The organism is Bradyrhizobium sp. Kon58 (genome assembly GCF_055807455.1).
In genome coordinates this window covers 376,498-393,726 of the sequence record NZ_JBVVOT010000001.1, presented here as the reverse complement: position 1 = coordinate 393,726, position 17,229 = coordinate 376,498, and the positions used below count along the sequence as shown (strand labels likewise).

The 17,229-nt window shown below is 64.5% G+C and carries 20 protein-coding genes; 9 read left to right on the top strand and 11 right to left on the bottom strand.

All coding sequences use genetic code 11. From position 1 onward, the window contains the following. Positions 1-67: 67 nt before the first annotated feature. Positions 68-1,558, bottom strand: coding sequence for an MFS transporter (locus AC0L20_RS02030; RefSeq protein ID WP_473287216.1), 1,491 nt, complete (start codon positions 1,556-1,558; stop codon positions 68-70). A 392-nt stretch (positions 1,559-1,950) separates the two neighbouring features. Here AC0L20_RS02030 and guaB point away from each other — a divergent pair, with 392 nt between their 5' ends. The 3 genes from guaB (at position 1,951) to AC0L20_RS02015 (ending at position 5,196) form a co-directional block, all read left to right on the top strand. Next, positions 1,951-3,441: an IMP dehydrogenase gene (guaB, locus tag AC0L20_RS02025; protein ID WP_007609139.1), complete on the top strand. Its 1,491-nt coding sequence runs from the start codon at positions 1,951-1,953 to the stop codon at positions 3,439-3,441. A 284-nt stretch (positions 3,442-3,725) separates the two neighbouring features. Continuing rightward, on the top strand, positions 3,726-4,748 hold the full coding sequence (locus AC0L20_RS02020; protein ID WP_473287215.1) for an NADP-dependent oxidoreductase: 1,023 nt from the start codon (positions 3,726-3,728) through the stop codon (positions 4,746-4,748). A 151-nt stretch (positions 4,749-4,899) separates the two neighbouring features. Next, positions 4,900-5,196: a hypothetical protein gene (locus AC0L20_RS02015; protein ID WP_473287214.1), complete on the top strand. Its 297-nt coding sequence runs from the start codon at positions 4,900-4,902 to the stop codon at positions 5,194-5,196. A gap of 16 nt (positions 5,197-5,212) precedes the next feature. On the opposite strand, the gene AC0L20_RS02010 is transcribed toward AC0L20_RS02015, so the two are convergent. Continuing rightward, complete coding sequence (locus tag AC0L20_RS02010) at positions 5,213-6,055, bottom strand: metallophosphoesterase family protein (RefSeq protein ID WP_473287213.1); 843 nt, start codon at positions 6,053-6,055, stop codon at positions 5,213-5,215. Between the two features lie 70 nt (positions 6,056-6,125). Next, the gene (locus tag AC0L20_RS02005) at positions 6,126-6,785 is read right to left on the bottom strand and encodes an acriflavin resistance protein (RefSeq protein WP_473287212.1); all 660 of its coding nucleotides are present in this window, start codon (positions 6,783-6,785) and stop codon (positions 6,126-6,128) included. Positions 6,786-6,953: 168 nt separating this feature from the next. On the opposite strand from AC0L20_RS02005, the gene AC0L20_RS02000 reads away from it, so the two are divergent. Both AC0L20_RS02000 and AC0L20_RS01995 read left to right on the top strand, forming a co-directional pair. Beyond that, positions 6,954-7,376, top strand: a complete 423-nt coding sequence (locus AC0L20_RS02000) for an MAPEG family protein (protein ID WP_473287211.1) — start codon at positions 6,954-6,956, stop codon at positions 7,374-7,376. 34 nt (positions 7,377-7,410) lie between these two features. After that, entirely contained in the window at positions 7,411-8,709 is a 1,299-nt protein-coding gene (locus tag AC0L20_RS01995) for an RsmB/NOP family class I SAM-dependent RNA methyltransferase (RefSeq protein WP_473287210.1), read from the top strand. A gap of 125 nt (positions 8,710-8,834) precedes the next feature. On the opposite strand, the gene AC0L20_RS01990 is transcribed toward AC0L20_RS01995, so the two are convergent. From AC0L20_RS01990 to AC0L20_RS01980, 3 genes are all read right to left on the bottom strand, one after another. Next, complete coding sequence (locus AC0L20_RS01990) at positions 8,835-9,044, bottom strand: cold-shock protein (protein ID WP_007592195.1); 210 nt, start codon at positions 9,042-9,044, stop codon at positions 8,835-8,837. 258 nt (positions 9,045-9,302) lie between these two features. Further along, positions 9,303-9,635, bottom strand: a complete 333-nt coding sequence (locus AC0L20_RS01985) for a DHCW motif cupin fold protein (protein ID WP_473287209.1) — start codon at positions 9,633-9,635, stop codon at positions 9,303-9,305. Between the two features lie 156 nt (positions 9,636-9,791). Beyond that, positions 9,792-10,163, bottom strand: a complete 372-nt coding sequence (locus tag AC0L20_RS01980) for a nuclear transport factor 2 family protein (protein WP_473287208.1) — start codon at positions 10,161-10,163, stop codon at positions 9,792-9,794. Positions 10,164-10,311: 148 nt separating this feature from the next. On the opposite strand from AC0L20_RS01980, the gene guaA reads away from it, so the two are divergent. Both guaA and AC0L20_RS01970 read left to right on the top strand, forming a co-directional pair. Next, complete coding sequence (gene guaA, locus AC0L20_RS01975) at positions 10,312-11,910, top strand: glutamine-hydrolyzing GMP synthase (protein ID WP_473287463.1); 1,599 nt, start codon at positions 10,312-10,314, stop codon at positions 11,908-11,910. A gap of 17 nt (positions 11,911-11,927) precedes the next feature. Beyond that, positions 11,928-12,317 (top strand): hypothetical protein, encoded by a 390-nt coding sequence (locus AC0L20_RS01970; protein WP_473287207.1) that lies wholly within the window; start codon positions 11,928-11,930, stop codon positions 12,315-12,317. Between the two features lie 90 nt (positions 12,318-12,407). On the opposite strand, the gene AC0L20_RS01965 is transcribed toward AC0L20_RS01970, so the two are convergent. The 5 genes from AC0L20_RS01965 to AC0L20_RS01945 form a co-directional block, all read right to left on the bottom strand. Further along, the gene (locus AC0L20_RS01965) at positions 12,408-13,040 is read right to left on the bottom strand and encodes a class I SAM-dependent methyltransferase (protein ID WP_473287206.1); all 633 of its coding nucleotides are present in this window, start codon (positions 13,038-13,040) and stop codon (positions 12,408-12,410) included. An 11-nt stretch (positions 13,041-13,051) separates the two neighbouring features. Further along, positions 13,052-13,462, bottom strand: coding sequence for a nuclear transport factor 2 family protein (locus AC0L20_RS01960; RefSeq protein WP_473287205.1), 411 nt, complete (start codon positions 13,460-13,462; stop codon positions 13,052-13,054). 84 nt (positions 13,463-13,546) lie between these two features. Next, complete coding sequence (locus tag AC0L20_RS01955; protein ID WP_473287204.1) at positions 13,547-14,146, bottom strand: NADPH-dependent F420 reductase; 600 nt, start codon at positions 14,144-14,146, stop codon at positions 13,547-13,549. 32 nt (positions 14,147-14,178) lie between these two features. Next, positions 14,179-14,931 carry an SDR family NAD(P)-dependent oxidoreductase gene (locus AC0L20_RS01950; protein ID WP_473287203.1) on the bottom strand — a complete coding sequence of 251 codons (753 nt, stop codon included), beginning with the start codon at positions 14,929-14,931 and terminating at the stop codon, positions 14,179-14,181. A 50-nt stretch (positions 14,932-14,981) separates the two neighbouring features. Then, on the bottom strand, positions 14,982-15,716 hold the full coding sequence (locus AC0L20_RS01945) for an SDR family NAD(P)-dependent oxidoreductase (RefSeq protein ID WP_473287202.1): 735 nt from the start codon (positions 15,714-15,716) through the stop codon (positions 14,982-14,984). A 265-nt stretch (positions 15,717-15,981) separates the two neighbouring features. Between AC0L20_RS01945 and AC0L20_RS01940 the strand changes: the two genes are divergently transcribed. Together AC0L20_RS01940 and AC0L20_RS01935 are read left to right on the top strand one after the other, a co-directional pair. Beyond that, positions 15,982-16,878, top strand: coding sequence for a LysR family transcriptional regulator (locus tag AC0L20_RS01940; protein ID WP_473287201.1), 897 nt, complete (start codon positions 15,982-15,984; stop codon positions 16,876-16,878). 105 nt (positions 16,879-16,983) lie between these two features. Further along, positions 16,984-17,226: a type II toxin-antitoxin system Phd/YefM family antitoxin gene (locus AC0L20_RS01935; RefSeq protein ID WP_473287200.1), complete on the top strand. Its 243-nt coding sequence runs from the start codon at positions 16,984-16,986 to the stop codon at positions 17,224-17,226. Positions 17,227-17,229 lie beyond the last annotated feature (3 nt).

Genomic DNA, 17,229 nt, shown 5'->3' with positions numbered 1-17,229 from the left:
AGCAATCCAGACTGTCTCCGCGGAGGGATTCTGGATTGCTTCGCTTCGCTCGCAATGACGAGATGGGCTACCCCAGCCGCTGATCCCGCACGTCCTGCGTATCCTCGGTTGCGGCCTTCACGGCCGCCTTGGCCGCGCCCTTGCCGGCACCCTTGCGGCTCGCGATCTCCACGGCCTTGCGGCCGGAGACTTCGTGGCCGGCATCGGCTGGCATCTGCCAGAAGAACCAGCTCGATGCCGCCGAGGTGAGTGCGACCACGACGAAGGCGGGCGCGAATACGGTGGCGTTGAGCTCGCTGGCGTGGCTGAGCCACATCGTCGTCTCCACGGACGCGGCGCCGACGGCGACGCCGGCCGAGACCGCGAGCTGCTGGTTGACGCTGACGAGCGTGGTGGCGCGGCTCATCTGCGCCTGCTCCACCTCAGCGTAGGCCACCGTGTTGATTGCGGTGAACTCGAGCGAACGGAAGAAGCCGCCGACCACCAGGATGATCATGATGATCAGCAGCGGCGTCGTCACGGTGAAGAGGGCACAGGCGGCGAGAAAGACGGCACTGATGATCGCGTTCACCGTCATCAGGTTGCGGAAGCCGAAGGCGCGGATGATGCGCGCGGCTAGCGCCTTCATGCCCATGGCGCCAAGCGAGGAGCCAAACGTGACGAGGCCGGACTTGAACGGCGAGAGGCCGAAGCCGATCTGCATCAGGAGCGGCAACAGGAATGGCAGCGCGCCGATGCCGAGCCGGAACATGAAGCCGCCGAGAACGGCCGCGCGCAGCGTCGGCAGCCTCAGCAGGGTGAAGTCCAGCACCGGCGACCCCGTTCGCCGCGCGTGAATGACATACAGCGTCATCGAGATCGATCCGCCGGCGACCAGGGCGGCAACCGTGCTCCACGGCAGCAGATTGAGTCCGGCGACCGACAGCCCGAAGGCAATGCCGGCGAGCCCGAGGCCGGCGAGCACCATGCCGTAGAGGTCGAACGGCTCTCGTTCCTCGCTTTTGATGGGATCGATGAAGCGCAAGGCCATGAAGATGCCGAGCAGCCCGATCGGGATGTTGATCAGGAAGATCCAGTGCCACGACGCGTAAGTCGTGATGAAACCGCCGAGCGGCGGCCCGATCACGGGGCCGATCAGGGCAGGGACCGTCACCCACGCCATGGCATTGACTAGCGCGCTTTTGTCGACCGACCGCAACAGCACGAGGCGCCCGACCGGCGTCATCATCGCCCCGCCCATGCCTTGCAGGATGCGGGCGAACACGAAATCGGTGACCGATGTCGAGAGCGCGCAGCCGACCGAGCCGACCATGAACACGCCGACGGCAATCGCAAACACCATGCGCGCCCCGAACCGGTCGGCGGTCCAGCCACTCGCCGGGATGAACACCGCAAGCGACAGCAGATAGGAGGTGATTGCGAGCTTGAGCGTCAGTGGGCTGGTGCCGATGTCGGCCGCAATCGCGGGCAGCGATGTGGCGATCACCGTCGAATCCATGTTCTCCATGAAGAGAGCAGTGGCCACGATCAGCGGAATGACACGTTGCTTGTCGACCATGACGGATTGGTAATGGAAATCAGAAGGAGGGGCGGGAATTGCGGCTTATCACCGCCGCTGGGCCGCGACCATTGCGGATCGACGCATGGCACCTAAATCCTGCGTGAGCCTAGGTGGGGTGCGCCCTGCGCCGGAGATCGCGATGATCTACCGGCACGGGGGCGTCGTTCGCCAGTACGAGGCGCCGCGAGGCTGTCCCCCGCTGAATTTGCCTAAAAAGCCTGTGCATGGCTGGCCGGCGGTCCGATTTGCTTTGATTCGTCACCCACCCGTGCTATCGACCCGCGTCAACCCCACCGATGGGCTCCGATTCTCCGGCGTTGCCGCAAGGCACGCCGAGGGCGGCGCTCATCCATAGCTATTTGCGGCAGGGCCGCGGAAGGAGTTGGCACATGGCCACCGTGCAACAAGGCATTCGCGAAGCCCTCACGTTCGACGACGTGCTGCTGAAGCCGGGCCTGTCGGACGTCATGCCGGGCGAGGTTGACATCCGCTCCCGCGTCACCCGCGCGATTCCGCTCAACATTCCGATCATGGCTTCCGCCATGGACACGGTCACCGAAGCCCGCATGGCGATCGCCATGGCGCAGGCCGGCGGCATCGGCGTCATCCATCGCAATTTCGATCCCGAAGGGCAGGCCGCCCAGGTGCGGCAGGTCAAGCGCTACGAGTCGGGCATGGTGGTGAACCCGCTCACCATCAGCCCCGATGCCACGCTGGACGACGCGCTCAAGCTGATGAGCGATCACGGCATCTCCGGCATTCCCGTCGTCACCGGCGCGGGCAAGTCCACGCCGGGCAAGCTGGTCGGCATTCTCACCAACCGCGACGTCCGCTTCGCCACCGACCGCCAGCAAAAGATCTCTGAGCTGATGACACATGAAGGTCTCGTCACGGTGCGCGAGAATGTCAGCCAGGACGAGGCGCGGCGGATGCTGCATCAGCATCGCATCGAGAAGCTGCTCGTGGTCGACGAGCAATATCGCTGCGTCGGCCTGGTCACCGTAAAGGACATGGAGAAGGCGGTCGCCCATCCGCTGGCCTGCAAGGACGCGCAGGGCCGCCTCCGCGTCGCCGCCGCCACCACGGTCGGTGATAGCGGCTTCGAGCGCACCGAGCGGCTGATCGACGCCGGCGTCGATCTCGTCGTGGTCGACACCGCGCACGGTCATTCCCGTCACGTGCTCCATGCGGTCAACCGCATCAAGCGCCTGTCCAATTCCGTGCAGGTCGTTGCCGGCAACGTCGCGACCTCGGAGGGTGCGCAGGCGCTGATCGACGCGGGCGCGGACTGCATCAAGGTCGGCATCGGCCCGGGCTCGATCTGCACCACGCGCATCGTCGCCGGCGTCGGCGTTCCCCAACTCACTGCGATCATGGATGCGGTCGAGGCGGCGAAGAAGTCCGACATCCCCGTCATCGCCGACGGCGGTATCAAGTTCTCCGGCGACCTGGCGAAAGCGCTCGCTGCCGGTGCCGACATCGCGATGGTCGGCTCACTGCTCGCCGGCACCGACGAGACGCCCGGCGAAGTGTTCTTGTGGCAGGGCCGCTCCTACAAGGCCTATCGCGGCATGGGCTCGGTGGGCGCGATGGCCCGCGGCTCGGCCGACCGCTACTTCCAGCAAGACATCAAGGACACGCTCAAGCTGGTGCCCGAAGGCATCGAAGGCCAGGTGCCTTACAAGGGCCCGGTCGGCAACGTCATGCACCAGCTCGCCGGCGGCCTGCGCGCCGCGATGGGATATGTTGGTGCAAAGGACATGAAGGACCTGCACGACAAGGCCCAGTTCGTCCGCATCACCGGCGCGGGCCTGCGCGAAAGCCACGTCCACGACGTCACCATCACGCGCGAGGCGCCGAACTATCCGGGCGGGGGTTAGTCTCGCGGCTGCGCGTTGGAATTCGCGCGCTTGCCCAAATGACGGTGTCATGCCCCGCGAAGGCGGGGTATCCAGTACGCCGCGGCCTTTCGGCTCTATCATAACCGTCTCGGAGTACTGGATCGTCCGCCTTCGCGGACGATGACGGCGAGTGTGTGGCGTGCGCGTGCCAAAAGCTCGTCATTGCGAGGAGCACTTGCGACGAAGCAATCCAGTCCTTTTGTGTTGACGGGACTGGATTGCTTCGCTTCGCTCGCAACGACAGAAAATTGGAGGAAGCCATCATGTCCCAAGGCAAACGCATCGTTCTCGCCGCGCGTCCCGTCGGCGAGCCAAAGCCGTCCGATTTCCGCATCGAGGAATTCGCCGTGCCGACGCCTGGCGCAGGTGAAGTCCTGCTGCGCACCATCTGGCTCTCCCTCGATCCCTATATGCGCGGGCGCATGAGCGACGGTCCGTCCTACGCGACCCCGGTGCCCGTCGGCGGCGTGATGGAAGCCGGGACGGTCTGCGAGGTCGCAGCCTCCAACAATCCGAGCTTCGCCAAGGGCGACATCGTGCTCTCGCGCGCAGGCTGGCAGACGCACGCGATCTCCGACGGCAAGGGCCTGAACAAGATCGACCCGAAGCTCGCGCCGATCTCGACGGCCGTCGGCGTGCTGGGCATGCCCGGCATGACCGCCTACACGGGCCTGCTCGATATCGGCAAGCCGCAAGCAGGCGAGACCGTCGTCGTCGCCGGTGCCTCCGGTGCGGTCGGTTCGGCCGTGGGACAGATCGCGAAGATCAAGGGCGCACGCGCGGTTGGAATCGCCGGCGGCAAGGACAAATGCGATTACGTCGTGAAGGAGCTCGGCTTCGATGCCTGCATCGATCACCGCGATCCCGATCTGGCGGCGAAGCTGAAGGACGCCTGTCCGAAGGGCATCGACGTCTATTTCGAGAATGTCGGCGGCGCGGTGTTCGAAGCGGTGTTCCCGCTGCTCAATGCGTTTGCGCGCGTGCCGGTCTGCGGCCTCATCGCCCATTACAACGACACCGAAGCGAAGCCGCCGAAATGGGCCGCCGGCATGATGCGCGCGACGCTGACGAAGCGGCTGACCTTTCGCGGCTTCATCGTCTCCGACTTCGCCTCCCGCCATGGCGACTTCCTGCGCGACATGTCCGGCTGGGTCCGCGAGGGCAAGGTCAAGTACAAGGAGTTCGTCACCGAGGGCCTGGAGAGCGCGCCCGAAGCCTTCATGGGGCTTCTCAAGGGGGCCAATTTCGGCAAGCAGCTGGTGCGGGTTGGGCCGGACAAAGCTTGATCCGCCGCTCTCGGCCCCCTCGGGGGTCGGGTATGGTTAACAAAGAGTGACCGATCGGCCACACCCGCCCGTAAAAGCCGCAGGTGTGACCGTCGGTTCATTGACGGGCTCGCGAAGGCATTGAATCATTGCGCATATTTCAGGTGCGATGATGTTAGAGCTTGTTGTTTTCTGCGTAATCCTTGTGGCCGCCGGTTATTGGGCGACGATGTTTGTCATGGGCCGTCGCGACGACGTCATCCATGGCAAGTTCGTACACGCCGAGGACGCTGGCGCGTTCGCGCAATCCGCGATGCCCACGCCCACGCCGCCGTTCCCCAAGCGTCCGGTCAAAGCCGCGCGGCCCGCCAACCTTGCGCCTGCCAATACCGCGGCCAAGCCGGTGAACAGCGACGCGCTGCAGTCCTTGCTTGCCGCGATCCAGCAGGATCTCAAAAGCGTCGCTTGAGCAGCCATGGGAAGCGCTAATGCTCGCCGTCCATCTGGGCGAGCAGCTCCTCGATATCGATATCGACCTGGCCGGCGGCCCTGACGTGGCGAACCTCGAAGCCGTTGGGCTGGAAGCGGTACTCCACGAGCCCGACCTCCTTGATCGCGATCCGGTCCTGGCGCGCATCGTTGATCTTGAAGCCGGCCGACGGTGCCCAGACGTGGCGGGTGTGCCGCCAGGTGAAGTCGCGCCGCTGGTGCACGTGACCGCTGGCGATGAGGCGCAGGTCGACATGTGCAAACATCTCAATCAGCCGCGCGCGGGCCGGCTGCGGCACGTAGCGGATCGACGTCTCCGGCGCCTCGGGGTCGTCGGGCCCGTTGAGAAATATCGGCTTGTGTACGAACAGCGCCACCGGCTTGCCGTTCGTGCGCGAAGCTTCCGAGGCGAGCCAGTCGAACTGCTCGGCCTCGAAGGCGAGCCCTGATTTCATCACCAGCGAGTTCAGGCCGATGAAGCACCAGCCCGCGGCCTCGAACGACCAATGGTCCTCGCCGATGATCTCGCGGAATTGCTGGCGATGCGCTTCCGCGACCGGCGGCTTCGGCGCAGGGCCGATCGCGGTCGGATTGTCGCCAATGTCGTGATTGCCGGGGATGTAGCGGCAGGCGACGGGCAGGGCGTCGTGCAGGCCTTTGGCGAATTCGACATCGTCGCGGCTGGTCGGTCCGTCGAACGAGACGTCGCCGGTGTTGACGACGAGATCGGGCCTATCGGTGTCGATATGCGCGCTCAGCGCCTGGAAGTTGGCGATCAGGCCAGGGAAGCGCCGGCCAAGATGGGTGTCGGAGATCTGTGTCAGGCGAAATTCGGACATGGATCGATCATAGGCCACGCCCGACGTCGGAACGATGACGGCGCGTTCGTGGCCAGCGATCGAACAATGTTTAAAGCACGCGATAGCGGATCATGTAGGCGTCCTGCGGCGCGACGGGGCTTGCCAGCGGCGAGGCGATGCGGTCGGCGAGGTGCCAAGGACCGAACTGAGCACCGGACTGGGCTCCGAATTGCTCGGAGCGACGCGGCTCGGCGGGCAGGCGGAGGCGGAATTCGAAGGTGCCCTTGGCGGGCAGGTTCACGACCAGCACGCGGTCCGCGGTGCGGTGGTTGAGCACCACCGCGCCACGCAGGACGGAGCGGCCATCACCGAGCTCCCGCACGCCCTCGACGAGTGCCAGCGTCTGGTTGCGGTCGGTATGCAGCTCGATCTGGGTGTCGGACGCCGCCGCCAAGGTCTCCCTGGGCATGCGGATCTCGAACTCGACCGCGGGTTTTGAGGGATTGAGGCCGAGATAGGCCAGCGCGGCATGGCGCATGTCGTAGGCGGCAAAAGCGAACAGAGCGAGGGCGGCGAGCGCAGCGGGGCCATGCCTGAGGACATCGCGCCAGGTCCGATAGCTCATTCGGGAGTAGACCGTCATGGCCAGCGCCACCGCAAGCGCCGTCGCGATGCCGGCCAGCGCCGACATCAGGATGCCGAACTGGCCATCGGCGGACTCGGTCAAAGCGCCGGTCAGGCTGCCGATCTGGCTGAAGAGGGTGTTCATGGCGGTCTCTCGCCTTGCGCCCCAGAGGGGCCAAAATCGCTTTAACTGTCGGCAGTTGGTCGCCTCATCGGGAACGCCGGTTCAACTCGTTGATTGTCAGGACCAGCGGTGACCGCTAATGGACGCTAGCTGTGGCTTCCGCCCGATGGGAAATCCCGGGAAATTCCGATGTCCGTTCAAGTGGTTTTGCTGCCGGTCTTCGTGCAGGTTGGTCTCACCTTCGCACTCCTGATCGCCATGGCGATGGGACGCCGGCGCGCGCTCGTCTCCGGCGAGACCAAGAGCCGTGACATTGCGCTGGGGGAGCCCAACTGGCCCAAGGGCGCCACACAATTCGCCAATTGCTACCGCAACCAGTTCGAATTGCCGGTGCTGTTCTATGCCCTGATCGCGCTGGCGCTCCCGTTGCGCCACGCCGATCTCTTCATCGTGCTGATGTCCTGGGTGTTCGTGGTGACGCGCTTCGTCCATGCCGGAATCTTCGTCTCCTCCAACAATCTCGGGCGCCGCTCCACGATCTGGCTCGCCGGCGTGCTCGTCCTGCTCGCGATGTGGATCTACTTCGCGTTGAAAATGCTGTTGCTGATCTAGGCGCTACTCGCCGATCCTGATCTGAAAGATTCAAATGACTCCCGCTGCCCGGCTGTCCGCAGCCATCGAACTGATCGACACCATCGAGAAAGACCGTGTGCCCGCGGCCAAGGCGCTGAAGGAATGGGGCACCGCGCACCGCTTCGCCGGCTCCGGCGACCGCGCCGCCATTGCCGGCCTGGTCTGGGACGTGCTGCGCCGCTATGCCTCCAGCGCCTACCTGATGGATTCGGATACCGCGCGGTCGCGGCTGATCGGCATGCTTCGCCTCGAGCGCAACATGGATGCGGCCACGATGGCCGCGCTGTTCGACGGCAGCCGCTTTGCCCCTGCGCCATTGACCGAGGCCGAGCAGGCCGCGCTCGCCTCGCGGTCCCTTGAAGGTGCCCCGGCCGCGATCGCCGGCGACTATCCGGAATGGCTGGATCCGTATTTGGCAAAGGCGTTCGGCGACGAGCGCGTCGCGGAGGCGGCCGCGATGGCGAGCCGGGCGCCGCTCGACCTGCGCGTCAACACGCTAAAATCCAATCGCGACAAGGCGCTGGGGGCGCTTGCTCATCTTCATGCGAAACCGACGCAGTGGTCGGCAACCGGCCTGCGCATCGAGCTTTCGGCCGATGCGCGCAACCCCGGCATCCAGGCCGAAGAGGATTTCATCAAGGGCGCCATTGAAGTGCAGGATGAGGGGTCGCAGCTTGCGGCGGCCCTGACCGCGGCAAAACCCGGCGAGCAGGTGATCGATCTCTGTGCCGGGGCCGGCGGCAAGACGCTGGCGCTCGCCGCGATGATGCAGGGCAAGGGCCGGCTGATCGCGACCGACAGCGACAAGCGGCAGCTTGCGCCCATTCACGAACGCCTGTCGCGCGCCGGCGTCCACAATGCCGATGTGCGCACGCCCAAGGGCGAGGCCGATCCGCTGGCCGAGATCAGCGCCACCGCCGACCTCGTCGTGATCGACGCGCCGTGCACGGGAACCGGAACCTGGCGCCGCAACCCCGACGCCAAATGGCGCATGCGCCCGGGCGCGCTGGAGATTCGCCTGCGCGACCAGACCGAGGTGCTCGAGCGCGCTGTTCCGCTGGTCAAGGCCGGCGGCCGCATCGCCTACATCACTTGCTCGGTGCTTTCAGAGGAGAACGGCGAACAGGTGAGGGCGTTCACTGGCCGCCATCCCGAATTCGCGGTGGTGCCGCCCGAGCAGACCGCGAGCGTGCTCTGGGACAAGGCGGAGGAGTTTGCGCAAGCCGCGCTGCAATCGCCGGAAGGCTGGCTGATGACGCCGCGGCGGACGGGGACGGACGGGTTTTTCGTCTCGGTCTTGAAGAAGGCATAACCCACCCCCGTCACCGCGGATGCGGCGGGCCCCAAAACAAAAACCCCGCGAACCGGAACCCGGTCGCGGGGCTTTCTGAGTCTACGTTCTGCCGGTACGTCCGTGGTCAGAACGGTGCGCGGGCTTTAGCCGACGCGGAGATTGTCAGCCGAGGACTTGCCGCTGCGACGATCGGCGACGATGTCGAACGAGACCTTCTGACCTTCGTTGAGGGTCGAGAGGCCAGCGCGCTCGACGGCGCTGATGTGCACGAACACGTCCTTGTCGCCGTCATCCGGCTGAATGAAACCAAAACCCTTTTGATTGTTGAACCACTTCACGGTGCCCATAGCCATGGGAATTTCCTTTGCTTAAGAAGTTAACACGCGGACCGGTACGCACTATTGCGCCCATAATCCTGATCAGTCGATGTTGGAGAAATCATCTGAAGCGTGCGCGCCCGTCAGCAACGAAGCGAAGCGGCCCAGTCGTTCGGCCAAGTATCGATGATCACAATATAGCGAGATTTTGGGGCCACTTCAAGGCACCACCCGTCGCTCGGAATGTCGCCGCATTTTGCTATTTTGCGGTGCAAATTAACCCTTCCGGGGCGCTCAATCGACGATAAACAGCGTCGCCCCCGTCGCAGTCGAGGACCGGTGCGCGGCGTCGCCGAAATCCGAGACCTGGTAGCTCATCCCCGCCGTGAGCTTGAACTTGCGGCCGTCGCGCAGCTCGCTGTCGAGCTCGCCCTGCAGCACGTAGAGCACGTGGCCGCGGTCGCACCAATGGTCGGCGAGATAGCCCGGCGAATATTCGACCATCCGCACCCGGAGATCGCCGATGTTGAGCATGCGCCACTGGGCTTGCCCGGTCTCGCCGGGATGGATGGTCGGCTCGACCTTGCTCCAGTCGGTAACGGTGAAGGGGGAGGTGGGGAGCTTCATCTGGAATCCTGTGTCAGAGCCGGCGCCGGTGTTGTTAGCGTATGTGCTCGCCACAGTCTCCGTCATTGCGAGGAGCCCTTGCGACGAAGCAATCCAGTCTGTCACCGCAGAGACAGTCTGGATTGCTTCGCTGCGCTCGCAATGACGGGGAACAGGCTAGTGCGCCGGATGATTCGCCGATCCCTGCACGATCTTTCCGGCCGCATTCACCCGCAGATATTCGCAGATTCGCTTTCTCCGCTCGTTCTCGTAGAACACCACCACGCTATCAGGGCTGACGAACAATTCGATCAGCGAGAAATGCAGCTCCGGCAACAGGGCGAGCGCCTTGCCCCAATAGGCGCGCAACGCATCCTTGCCGCGCACGGTGCCGCTTTCATCGAAGCCCATCGCGGGGATGCGGTCCGAGGTCATCACGACGTCCTCGTCATAGAGCGTGAGCACGCGTTCGAGGTCGCGCGCGTTCCAGGCCTCGACCCAGGTGCGGCCGAGCGCGGCGAGATTCGACGGCTGATGATGGTGTGGCATGACGTTCTCCCTGTTCGGCCCTTGGTGAGTGACGGACCATATTAGGTCAATAATACTTACCTATATCGATTTGTCCATGTCCAAAGAAGAATGTGGGCGCGCGGCGTGCGCGGTTGCGGGAAAAGCCCCCGTCGCGTATCTGCTTGCCATGACAGCAGCACAGACCGACCGCTCAGCGTCGACGCCCTCGGTGGCCTCGGCGCACGACAAGATTCTCATCGTCGACTTCGGCAGCCAGGTGACGCAGCTCATCGCGCGTCGCGTGCGCGAGGACGGCGTCTATTGCGAGATCGTCCCGTTCAACAAGGCCGAACAGGCATTCAACGAGATGAAGCCGAAGGCGGTGATTCTATCCGGCGGCCCTGAATCGGTGCATGAGGCCGGCTCGCCCCGCGCCCCGCAAGCGATCTTCGATTCCGGCGTGCCCGTGATGGGCATCTGCTACGGTCAGATGGCCATGGCGGAGCAGCTCGGGGGCACAGTCGAGGGCGGCCATCACCGCGAATTCGGCCGCGCCGATGTCGAGGTGAAGGCGCCGAGCAAGCTGTTCGAGGACGTCTGGTCGCCAGGCGGCAAGAACCAGGTCTGGATGAGCCATGGCGATCGCATTACCAAGATGCCGCCGGGCTTCTCGGTCGCCGGCACGTCGCCGAACGCGCCGTTCGCGATCATCCAGGACGAGACGCGCAAATATTACGGCCTGATGTTCCACCCGGAAGTGGTGCACACGCCCGACGGCGCCAAACTGATCCGCAATTTCGTCCGCAAGATCGCAGGCCTGTCCGGCGACTGGACCATGCGCGCCTTCCGCGAGGAGGAGATCGCGAAGATCCGCAGCCAAGTCGGCAAGGGCAGGGTGCTCTGCGGCCTGTCCGGCGGAGTCGATTCCGCGGTCGCGGCCGTGCTGATCCACGAAGCGATCGGCGAGCAGCTCACCTGCGTGTTCGTCGATCACGGCATGCTGCGCCTTGACGAAGCCAAGACCGTGGTCGATTTGTTCCGCCACCACTACAACATCCCGCTCGTGCACGTGGATGCCTCGAAGCAGTTTCTCGGCGAGCTCGAAGGCGTCACCGATCCCGAGACCAAGCGCAAGACCATCGGCCGCCTCTTCATCGAGGTGTTCGAGGCGGAGGCCAAGAAGATCGGCGGCGCCGACTTCCTGGCGCAAGGCACACTCTATCCCGACGTGATCGAGAGCGTCTCCTTCACCGGCGGCCCCTCGGTGACGATCAAGTCGCACCACAATGTCGGCGGTCTCCCCGAGCGCATGAACATGAAGCTGGTCGAGCCGCTGCGCGAGCTGTTCAAGGATGAGGTGCGCAAGCTCGGCCGCGAACTCGGTCTCCCCGAAATCTTCGTCGGCCGCCACCCGTTCCCGGGCCCCGGCCTCGCCATCCGCTGCCCCGGCGACATCACCCGCGAAAAACTCGACATCCTGCGCAAGGCCGACGCGGTCTATATCGACCAGATCCGGAAGCACGGTCTCTACGACGACATCTGGCAGGCCTTTGCCGTGTTGCTCCCGGTCAAGACCGTCGGCGTCATGGGCGACGGCCGCACCTACGACTTCGTGGTCGGCCTGCGCGCCGTCACCTCCACCGACGGTATGACCGCGGACTTCTACCAATTCGACATGAAGTTCTTAGGCGAGACCGCCACGCGCATCATCAACGAGGTGAAGGGCGTGAACCGGGTGGTGTACGACGTGACGAGCAAGCCGCCCGGGACGATTGAGTGGGAGTAGTTTTTGGAGACCAAGCCATGCTGATGCGCGCCGCGTTGAAAGCGGGGATGGCCGCAATATTGGCCATGCCGGCTGCGGGGGCTCTGGCGAAGTCTCCGGACTGCGCGAGTTGGCCCACGAACATGGCTCTCGTGCACCTCAAGAACGCCGGCCTGATCGATATCCCATCAGTGATCGAGGCGCAGACCAAGGCCGTTCGTCTCGCATCCGAAAAGATCGGCAAAGACCTCTACCAGCAGGTTTACGACATCACCTTTCACACCAGGGATGGCAAGACGATCGAAGTCATCACGAAAAACCAGGCATCGAGCGAGGAATGCTCGATGAGCGGCGTCGACGTCTACGTGGTCTCGAACAAAATCGGCGGGTCGGCAGAGCTGCCATCTGCCGGCACGCCTAAAAAGTGATCCGGCTGCACCGAATGCTCAAGTCTTGCAACTGGCCGCAGCAGTCGCGTAGGGCGGATTACGCTTCGCTAATCCGCCCTACGACCTCCGTCACGGCTTCACGAACCGATAGATGAAGCGATCGGTCTTGCCCTTGATGGCGGGATCAAACACCTTGATCGTGTGCGGATCGTCCTTGTTCGCGAGCAGGGTGCTTTCCGCATCCAGGACGAAGCCGGCCGCCTCCACCTCCGCGCGAACGGAGGCAGGCTCGATCCGATGCAGCGACTGGGCCTCGCTCGTGCCCGCGCCGAGCGCGGCGTCGTGGTCGACGATGACGTAGCACCCGCCGGGCTTCAGCCGCTCGTAGACAGCGCGATTGAAGCGGGCCGCCGTCGCGCCCCTGGCCTGCATCAGCGCGGTGTGGAGATCGTGGTAGAACAGGTGCAGCCACAAGGCGTCCGCGGATTGCGTGACCTGCGGCATCGCCACAAGGTCCGCCGAGACGGCTTCGACATTCTCTCGGCCCGGCTCCTTTGCAAGCGTCTGGATGCGACCGACTGGATCGTTCTTGAAATGCGCGACTTCGGCCGGCACGAAGCTGTCAACCCGTCCTTCGCCTCCCACGATCTCGGAGAAGAGACGGGTCCAGTCGCCGTCGCCTGGGTAAACGTCGATGACGGTGGAGCCCGCGTTTACGCGTGCGAACCGGATCAACTCGGCTAGCTTGGATTGGTCGTACATCGGAATCTCCGTTAGGCTTGGGCATTCGACGCGCGCGCGGCTCGCGCCAGTGCTTGCGTGTCGACGTACTCCCGGATGTTCGTCAGTTTGCCGTTTCGAACGGTGATGGCGAAGACCCAGTCGTCCCTAAACGTCTTGTTCGTGGCTTTGATCTTTCCCTTCGCGAAGCCGACGACCAGGACCCGGTCTCCTTGCGCGACGAACTCGCGGGGGTCCGTGGACGTTTCGATCGACTTGGATGCCGTCTCCAGCAGATCCGTCACCCCGTCGTGCCCGCGATGCGTTCCGGCCAGCGGCCAGTCCTCGCCGGGGATGATCCACTCGATGTCGTCAGTGATCAGCGCCAGCAGAGCCTCGCTGTCGCCGCGTCCGATCGCGGCGAAGAAGTCCTTCACGGTCTGGATGTTTTTCTCGATGCTCATGGGATTTCTCCATTTCGCTCGGATCGGATCGCGCGCGATCCGATCCGGTGTGTCGTATCCCCAAGGGTGGGGACGTCGTATTCGTCAGTCGAACTTGACCAGATCCTTGAAGATCAGCTGGCCCCAGCTGTTTCCGCGCGCCTGCACCAGCAGCCCGCCTTCCGAAAGCCCGCCGAGCTTGACCGGCGCGAAGCCGAGCTTTTCCGCAAGCGCGGCAATCTCCGCTGCGGCAGCGTCATCGTCGCTCGCCAGGAACACGACTCTCCTGCCGCCATGGACGGCCGGATCCTGGCCAAGCACGGCAGCACCCAAATGGTTGAAGCCCTTGACCAGTCGACCGCCGGTGAAGGCTTGCGCGAGGGCCTTGGACGAAGGTTGTCCCCCGAGTTTCTCAGGCCGGACGCCGTAGGCATTGGTCACATCGACGATGGTCTTGCCCTGCCAGGTGGGCAGCGCCTTCGCGACATCCTGGTGCGACTCGAAACGGACCGCCAAAAAGATGATGTCCGCCTTGACGGCGTCCGCCAGCTTTTTGGGAATGATCGTGGGTCCGATCGCGGCCGCGGCGGAGGCAAAGCTTTCCGGGTCGCGCGTGGTTGCGACGGAGACTTCGATCCCGTTGCGGGCAAACGCCCTGGCCAGGGCCCGGCCGATATGGCCGAAGCCGATAATTGCGTAGCTCATGATGTTTCTCCGATCTTGTGTCGATGGCGCGGTCAGACCTGCGCCATGCCGCCATCGACGGCGAGATCCACGCCGGTGATGTAAGAACTTTCATCGGAGGCGAGGAACGTGACGGCAGCCGCGATTTCCTCCGGCTTGCCCCTGCGACCCATCGGGACCTGTGAAGCAAATCCGGCGGCGGCTTGCTCGGCTTGCTCGCGGGTCAAGCCCGTCGTCGTCTCCAAAGCGGGGGTCTCGGTTGGCCCGGGGCTCATCGTATTGACGCGGATTTTGCGGTCCTTCAGCTCCAGCGTCCAAGCGCGCGAGAAGCTGCGCACCGCCGCCTTGCTCGCGGCGTAGACGCTGAACCCCGGCAGCCCCTTCACGTTCGACACCGAAGAGTTCAGGATGATCGAACCGCCGTCCCTAAAGAGGGGGAGGGCCTTCTGCACCGTAAAGAACAGCCCTTTCACGTTCACGTCGAAGGTCTGGTCGAAATGGGCCTCGGTAGCCATCGCGAGCGGTGCGATCGTCCCTGCGCCCGCATTCGCGAAGAGAATGTCGATGTGACCATGTTTCTCTTTCACGATGGCATAGAGCCGGTCCAGATCTTCCAGGCGCGACACGTCGCCGATGACCGTCGTCACGTTTCTCTCGATGAAGGCTGCGGCCTCCTTCAGCTCTTTCTCGCGTCGTCCGGTGATCACGACATGCGCACCTTCGTCCACGAAGCGCTTCGCTGTGGCCAATCCAATGCCGCTGCTGCCGCCGGTGATGACTGCGATCTTGCCTTCTAGTTTTTTCATGATGTTTTCTCTTTCGTTGTGTGTGGGCCAGGCGCGGGACTGCGCCGGGATCAGAGTTGCGCTAGGCCGCCGTCGACGGCGACTTCGCTGGCGGTCATGAAGCTGCTGTCCGACGAGGCGAGAAAGGCAGCCACGGCCCCGATCTCCGAGGGATCGGCCATGCGCTGGAGCGGAGTCATCGCGGCAAAGACCTTCTGGCCTTCCTCGCCCAGCGCTTCCTTCGCGAGTTCGGTCGCGGTCGCCCCGGGCGACAGCACGTTGACCCGGATGCCGCTGCCTTTCAGGTCCTCGGCCCAGGTCCGCGCGAGGTTGCGCACGGCCGCCTTGCTTGCGCTGTAGGCGCTCATGGCCGGCGCGCCCGTGGTGCCGGCGCTCGATCCGGTCAGGATGATCGAGCCGCCCCGGCGCATCAGCGGCAGCGCTTTCTGCACCGTGAAGATCGTACCCTTTACATTGGTGTCGAAAGTTTCGTCGATGTGCGCGGCGGTGATCTTGCCGAGCGCAAGCTGGCTTCCCGCGCCGGCATTGGCGAAGACGATGTCGAGGGTTCCGCGCTCGGCCTTCACCGCCGCGTAGAGTCGGTCGAGGTCGGCCTCATCCGAGACCGAGCCCTTCACCGCGCGGGCATTGGGCCCAAGCGCGGCAACAGCCGCATCGAGTGCTTGCTGTCGGCGGCCGAAGATGAAGACGAAGGCGCCGTCCTCGATGAAGCGCTTTGCCGCGGCGCGGCCGATGCCAGTCGCGCCACCCGTGATGACTGCAACCTTGCCGTCAAGCTTTCCCATGATGTCTCCTGTCGTGGTGTCGGGACAGCATCTGCCCCCGAGGTCCCCGAGATAGGTCCGCCGGCGTCAGGCGTTGAGTGCGGAAGCGCGCACATCGGTGGTGCGAAATCGATCCGGCCGGACGACCGACGTGAGCCGCGACGAGCGGTATCCGCCGTTGGGAACGGGCCGCGTCTGCCGGAACAGGCTATGATGACCGCCCGTACTGCGGTACGAGGCGTTGGACAGGGCCTGGAAGGCGCACCGCGCGGTGCGGGATTGCACCATGATCGACTGGGACGATGTTCGCTATTTTCTAGCCGTCGCGCGCGGAGGCTCGGTGCGGGCCGCCGCCGAGGCGCTCGGCGTGAACCACGCGACCGTGCTGCGACGCATCGCCCAGCTCGAGGAACGCCTCGGGGTCCAGATGTTCGAAAAGCTGCCTTCGGGCTACCGCCTGACCGCTGCAGGCGAGGAGGTCCTCGAATTCGCCGACCAGATGGAAGCCTCGTCACACCAGCTCGAGACGCGCGTGTTCGGGCGCGACCAGAGCGTGCGCGGGCGTCTGCGGGTGACGCTGGCGCCGCCGATGGCGACACATTTGCTGATGCCTGATGTCGCCGACTTCGCGCGTCTGCATCCCGATATCGAGATGGATATCTTGTCGGCTGGCGAACTTGCAAACCTGACCAACCGGGAGGCCGACGTCGCGATCCGCGTCGTCTACGACCGCAAAACCCTGCCGCAAAATCTTCACGGCACGAAGGGACCGGAGCTGTTCGGCGGCGTCTACATGTCGCGCGATAGACTAGCCGCGTGGCGTGCCGGCGCGCCTGATCCCATCCGCTGGATCGTCATCAGCATTCACGGCATCCCGGATTGGGCCAGCGCGGGTGAGGTCCGCACCACGGGCGTTCCATTCAGGGTCACGGACGCCGGGGCGCAGATCGTTGCGGTCCGGCAAGGGCTCGGCATCACGACACTGCCGTGCTTCGTCGGCGATGCCGACCCGCTGCTCGTGAGGGTGCCGGGCAGCGAGTTGCACATGTACGGCACGGTCTGGCTCCTCACACAGGGCGAGACACGCAAGACCAAGCGCGTGCGGCTCTTCACCGAGTTCGTATCCCGCCGGCTCGCCGCGTACGCGCCGCTTCTCGCAGGGCTGTCGGTGGCGCGCGACTGACGCGCGGCAGGTCGCTCCATTCGGATGCCGTCCGCTGGTCGGCCGGGAATGCCTTGAAATACAAGCCGTCCTCCTATATGACTACTGTAGTCATATAGGTGAAAGATGCGAGAGATTCAGCTTCGTGACGCAAAGGCCAACCTCTCCGCGGTCATCGATGAAGCGGTCGATGGCAAGCCCGCGATCATCACGCGTCACGGTAAAAAGCAGGCGGTGCTCTTGAGCTACGAGGAGTGGCGGCGTCTGTCGCAGGTGCCGAGCTTCGGGCGCCTGCTGATGGCGGCCCCCGTGAGGGCCGGCGATGTGCCGACGCGCAATCGCGCCAAGCTGCGCAAGACCGATTTCTGAGAC

What these genes read in the sequence shown, in the direction of transcription:
- AC0L20_RS02030 (WP_473287216.1), bottom strand. Translation starts at nt 1,558, where the DNA reads ATGGTCGACAAGCAACGTGTCATTCCGCTGATCGTGGCCACTGCTCTC.
- guaB (WP_007609139.1), top strand. Translation starts at nt 1,951, where the DNA reads ATGGCCACCGTGCAACAAGGCATTCGCGAAGCCCTCACGTTCGACGAC.
- AC0L20_RS02020 (WP_473287215.1), top strand. Translation starts at nt 3,726, where the DNA reads ATGTCCCAAGGCAAACGCATCGTTCTCGCCGCGCGTCCCGTCGGCGAG.
- AC0L20_RS02015 (WP_473287214.1), top strand. Translation starts at nt 4,900, where the DNA reads ATGTTAGAGCTTGTTGTTTTCTGCGTAATCCTTGTGGCCGCCGGTTAT.
- AC0L20_RS02010 (WP_473287213.1), bottom strand. Translation starts at nt 6,055, where the DNA reads ATGTCCGAATTTCGCCTGACACAGATCTCCGACACCCATCTTGGCCGG.
- AC0L20_RS02005 (WP_473287212.1), bottom strand. Translation starts at nt 6,785, where the DNA reads ATGAACACCCTCTTCAGCCAGATCGGCAGCCTGACCGGCGCTTTGACC.
- AC0L20_RS02000 (WP_473287211.1), top strand. Translation starts at nt 6,954, where the DNA reads ATGTCCGTTCAAGTGGTTTTGCTGCCGGTCTTCGTGCAGGTTGGTCTC.
- AC0L20_RS01995 (WP_473287210.1), top strand. Translation starts at nt 7,411, where the DNA reads ATGACTCCCGCTGCCCGGCTGTCCGCAGCCATCGAACTGATCGACACC.
- AC0L20_RS01990 (WP_007592195.1), bottom strand. Translation starts at nt 9,044, where the DNA reads ATGGCTATGGGCACCGTGAAGTGGTTCAACAATCAAAAGGGTTTTGGT.
- AC0L20_RS01985 (WP_473287209.1), bottom strand. Translation starts at nt 9,635, where the DNA reads ATGAAGCTCCCCACCTCCCCCTTCACCGTTACCGACTGGAGCAAGGTC.
- AC0L20_RS01980 (WP_473287208.1), bottom strand. Translation starts at nt 10,163, where the DNA reads ATGCCACACCATCATCAGCCGTCGAATCTCGCCGCGCTCGGCCGCACC.
- guaA (WP_473287463.1), top strand. Translation starts at nt 10,312, where the DNA reads ATGACAGCAGCACAGACCGACCGCTCAGCGTCGACGCCCTCGGTGGCC.
- AC0L20_RS01970 (WP_473287207.1), top strand. Translation starts at nt 11,928, where the DNA reads ATGCTGATGCGCGCCGCGTTGAAAGCGGGGATGGCCGCAATATTGGCC.
- AC0L20_RS01965 (WP_473287206.1), bottom strand. Translation starts at nt 13,040, where the DNA reads ATGTACGACCAATCCAAGCTAGCCGAGTTGATCCGGTTCGCACGCGTA.
- AC0L20_RS01960 (WP_473287205.1), bottom strand. Translation starts at nt 13,462, where the DNA reads ATGAGCATCGAGAAAAACATCCAGACCGTGAAGGACTTCTTCGCCGCG.
- AC0L20_RS01955 (WP_473287204.1), bottom strand. Translation starts at nt 14,146, where the DNA reads ATGAGCTACGCAATTATCGGCTTCGGCCATATCGGCCGGGCCCTGGCC.
- AC0L20_RS01950 (WP_473287203.1), bottom strand. Translation starts at nt 14,931, where the DNA reads ATGAAAAAACTAGAAGGCAAGATCGCAGTCATCACCGGCGGCAGCAGC.
- AC0L20_RS01945 (WP_473287202.1), bottom strand. Translation starts at nt 15,716, where the DNA reads ATGGGAAAGCTTGACGGCAAGGTTGCAGTCATCACGGGTGGCGCGACT.
- AC0L20_RS01940 (WP_473287201.1), top strand. Translation starts at nt 15,982, where the DNA reads ATGATCGACTGGGACGATGTTCGCTATTTTCTAGCCGTCGCGCGCGGA.
- AC0L20_RS01935 (WP_473287200.1), top strand. Translation starts at nt 16,984, where the DNA reads ATGCGAGAGATTCAGCTTCGTGACGCAAAGGCCAACCTCTCCGCGGTC.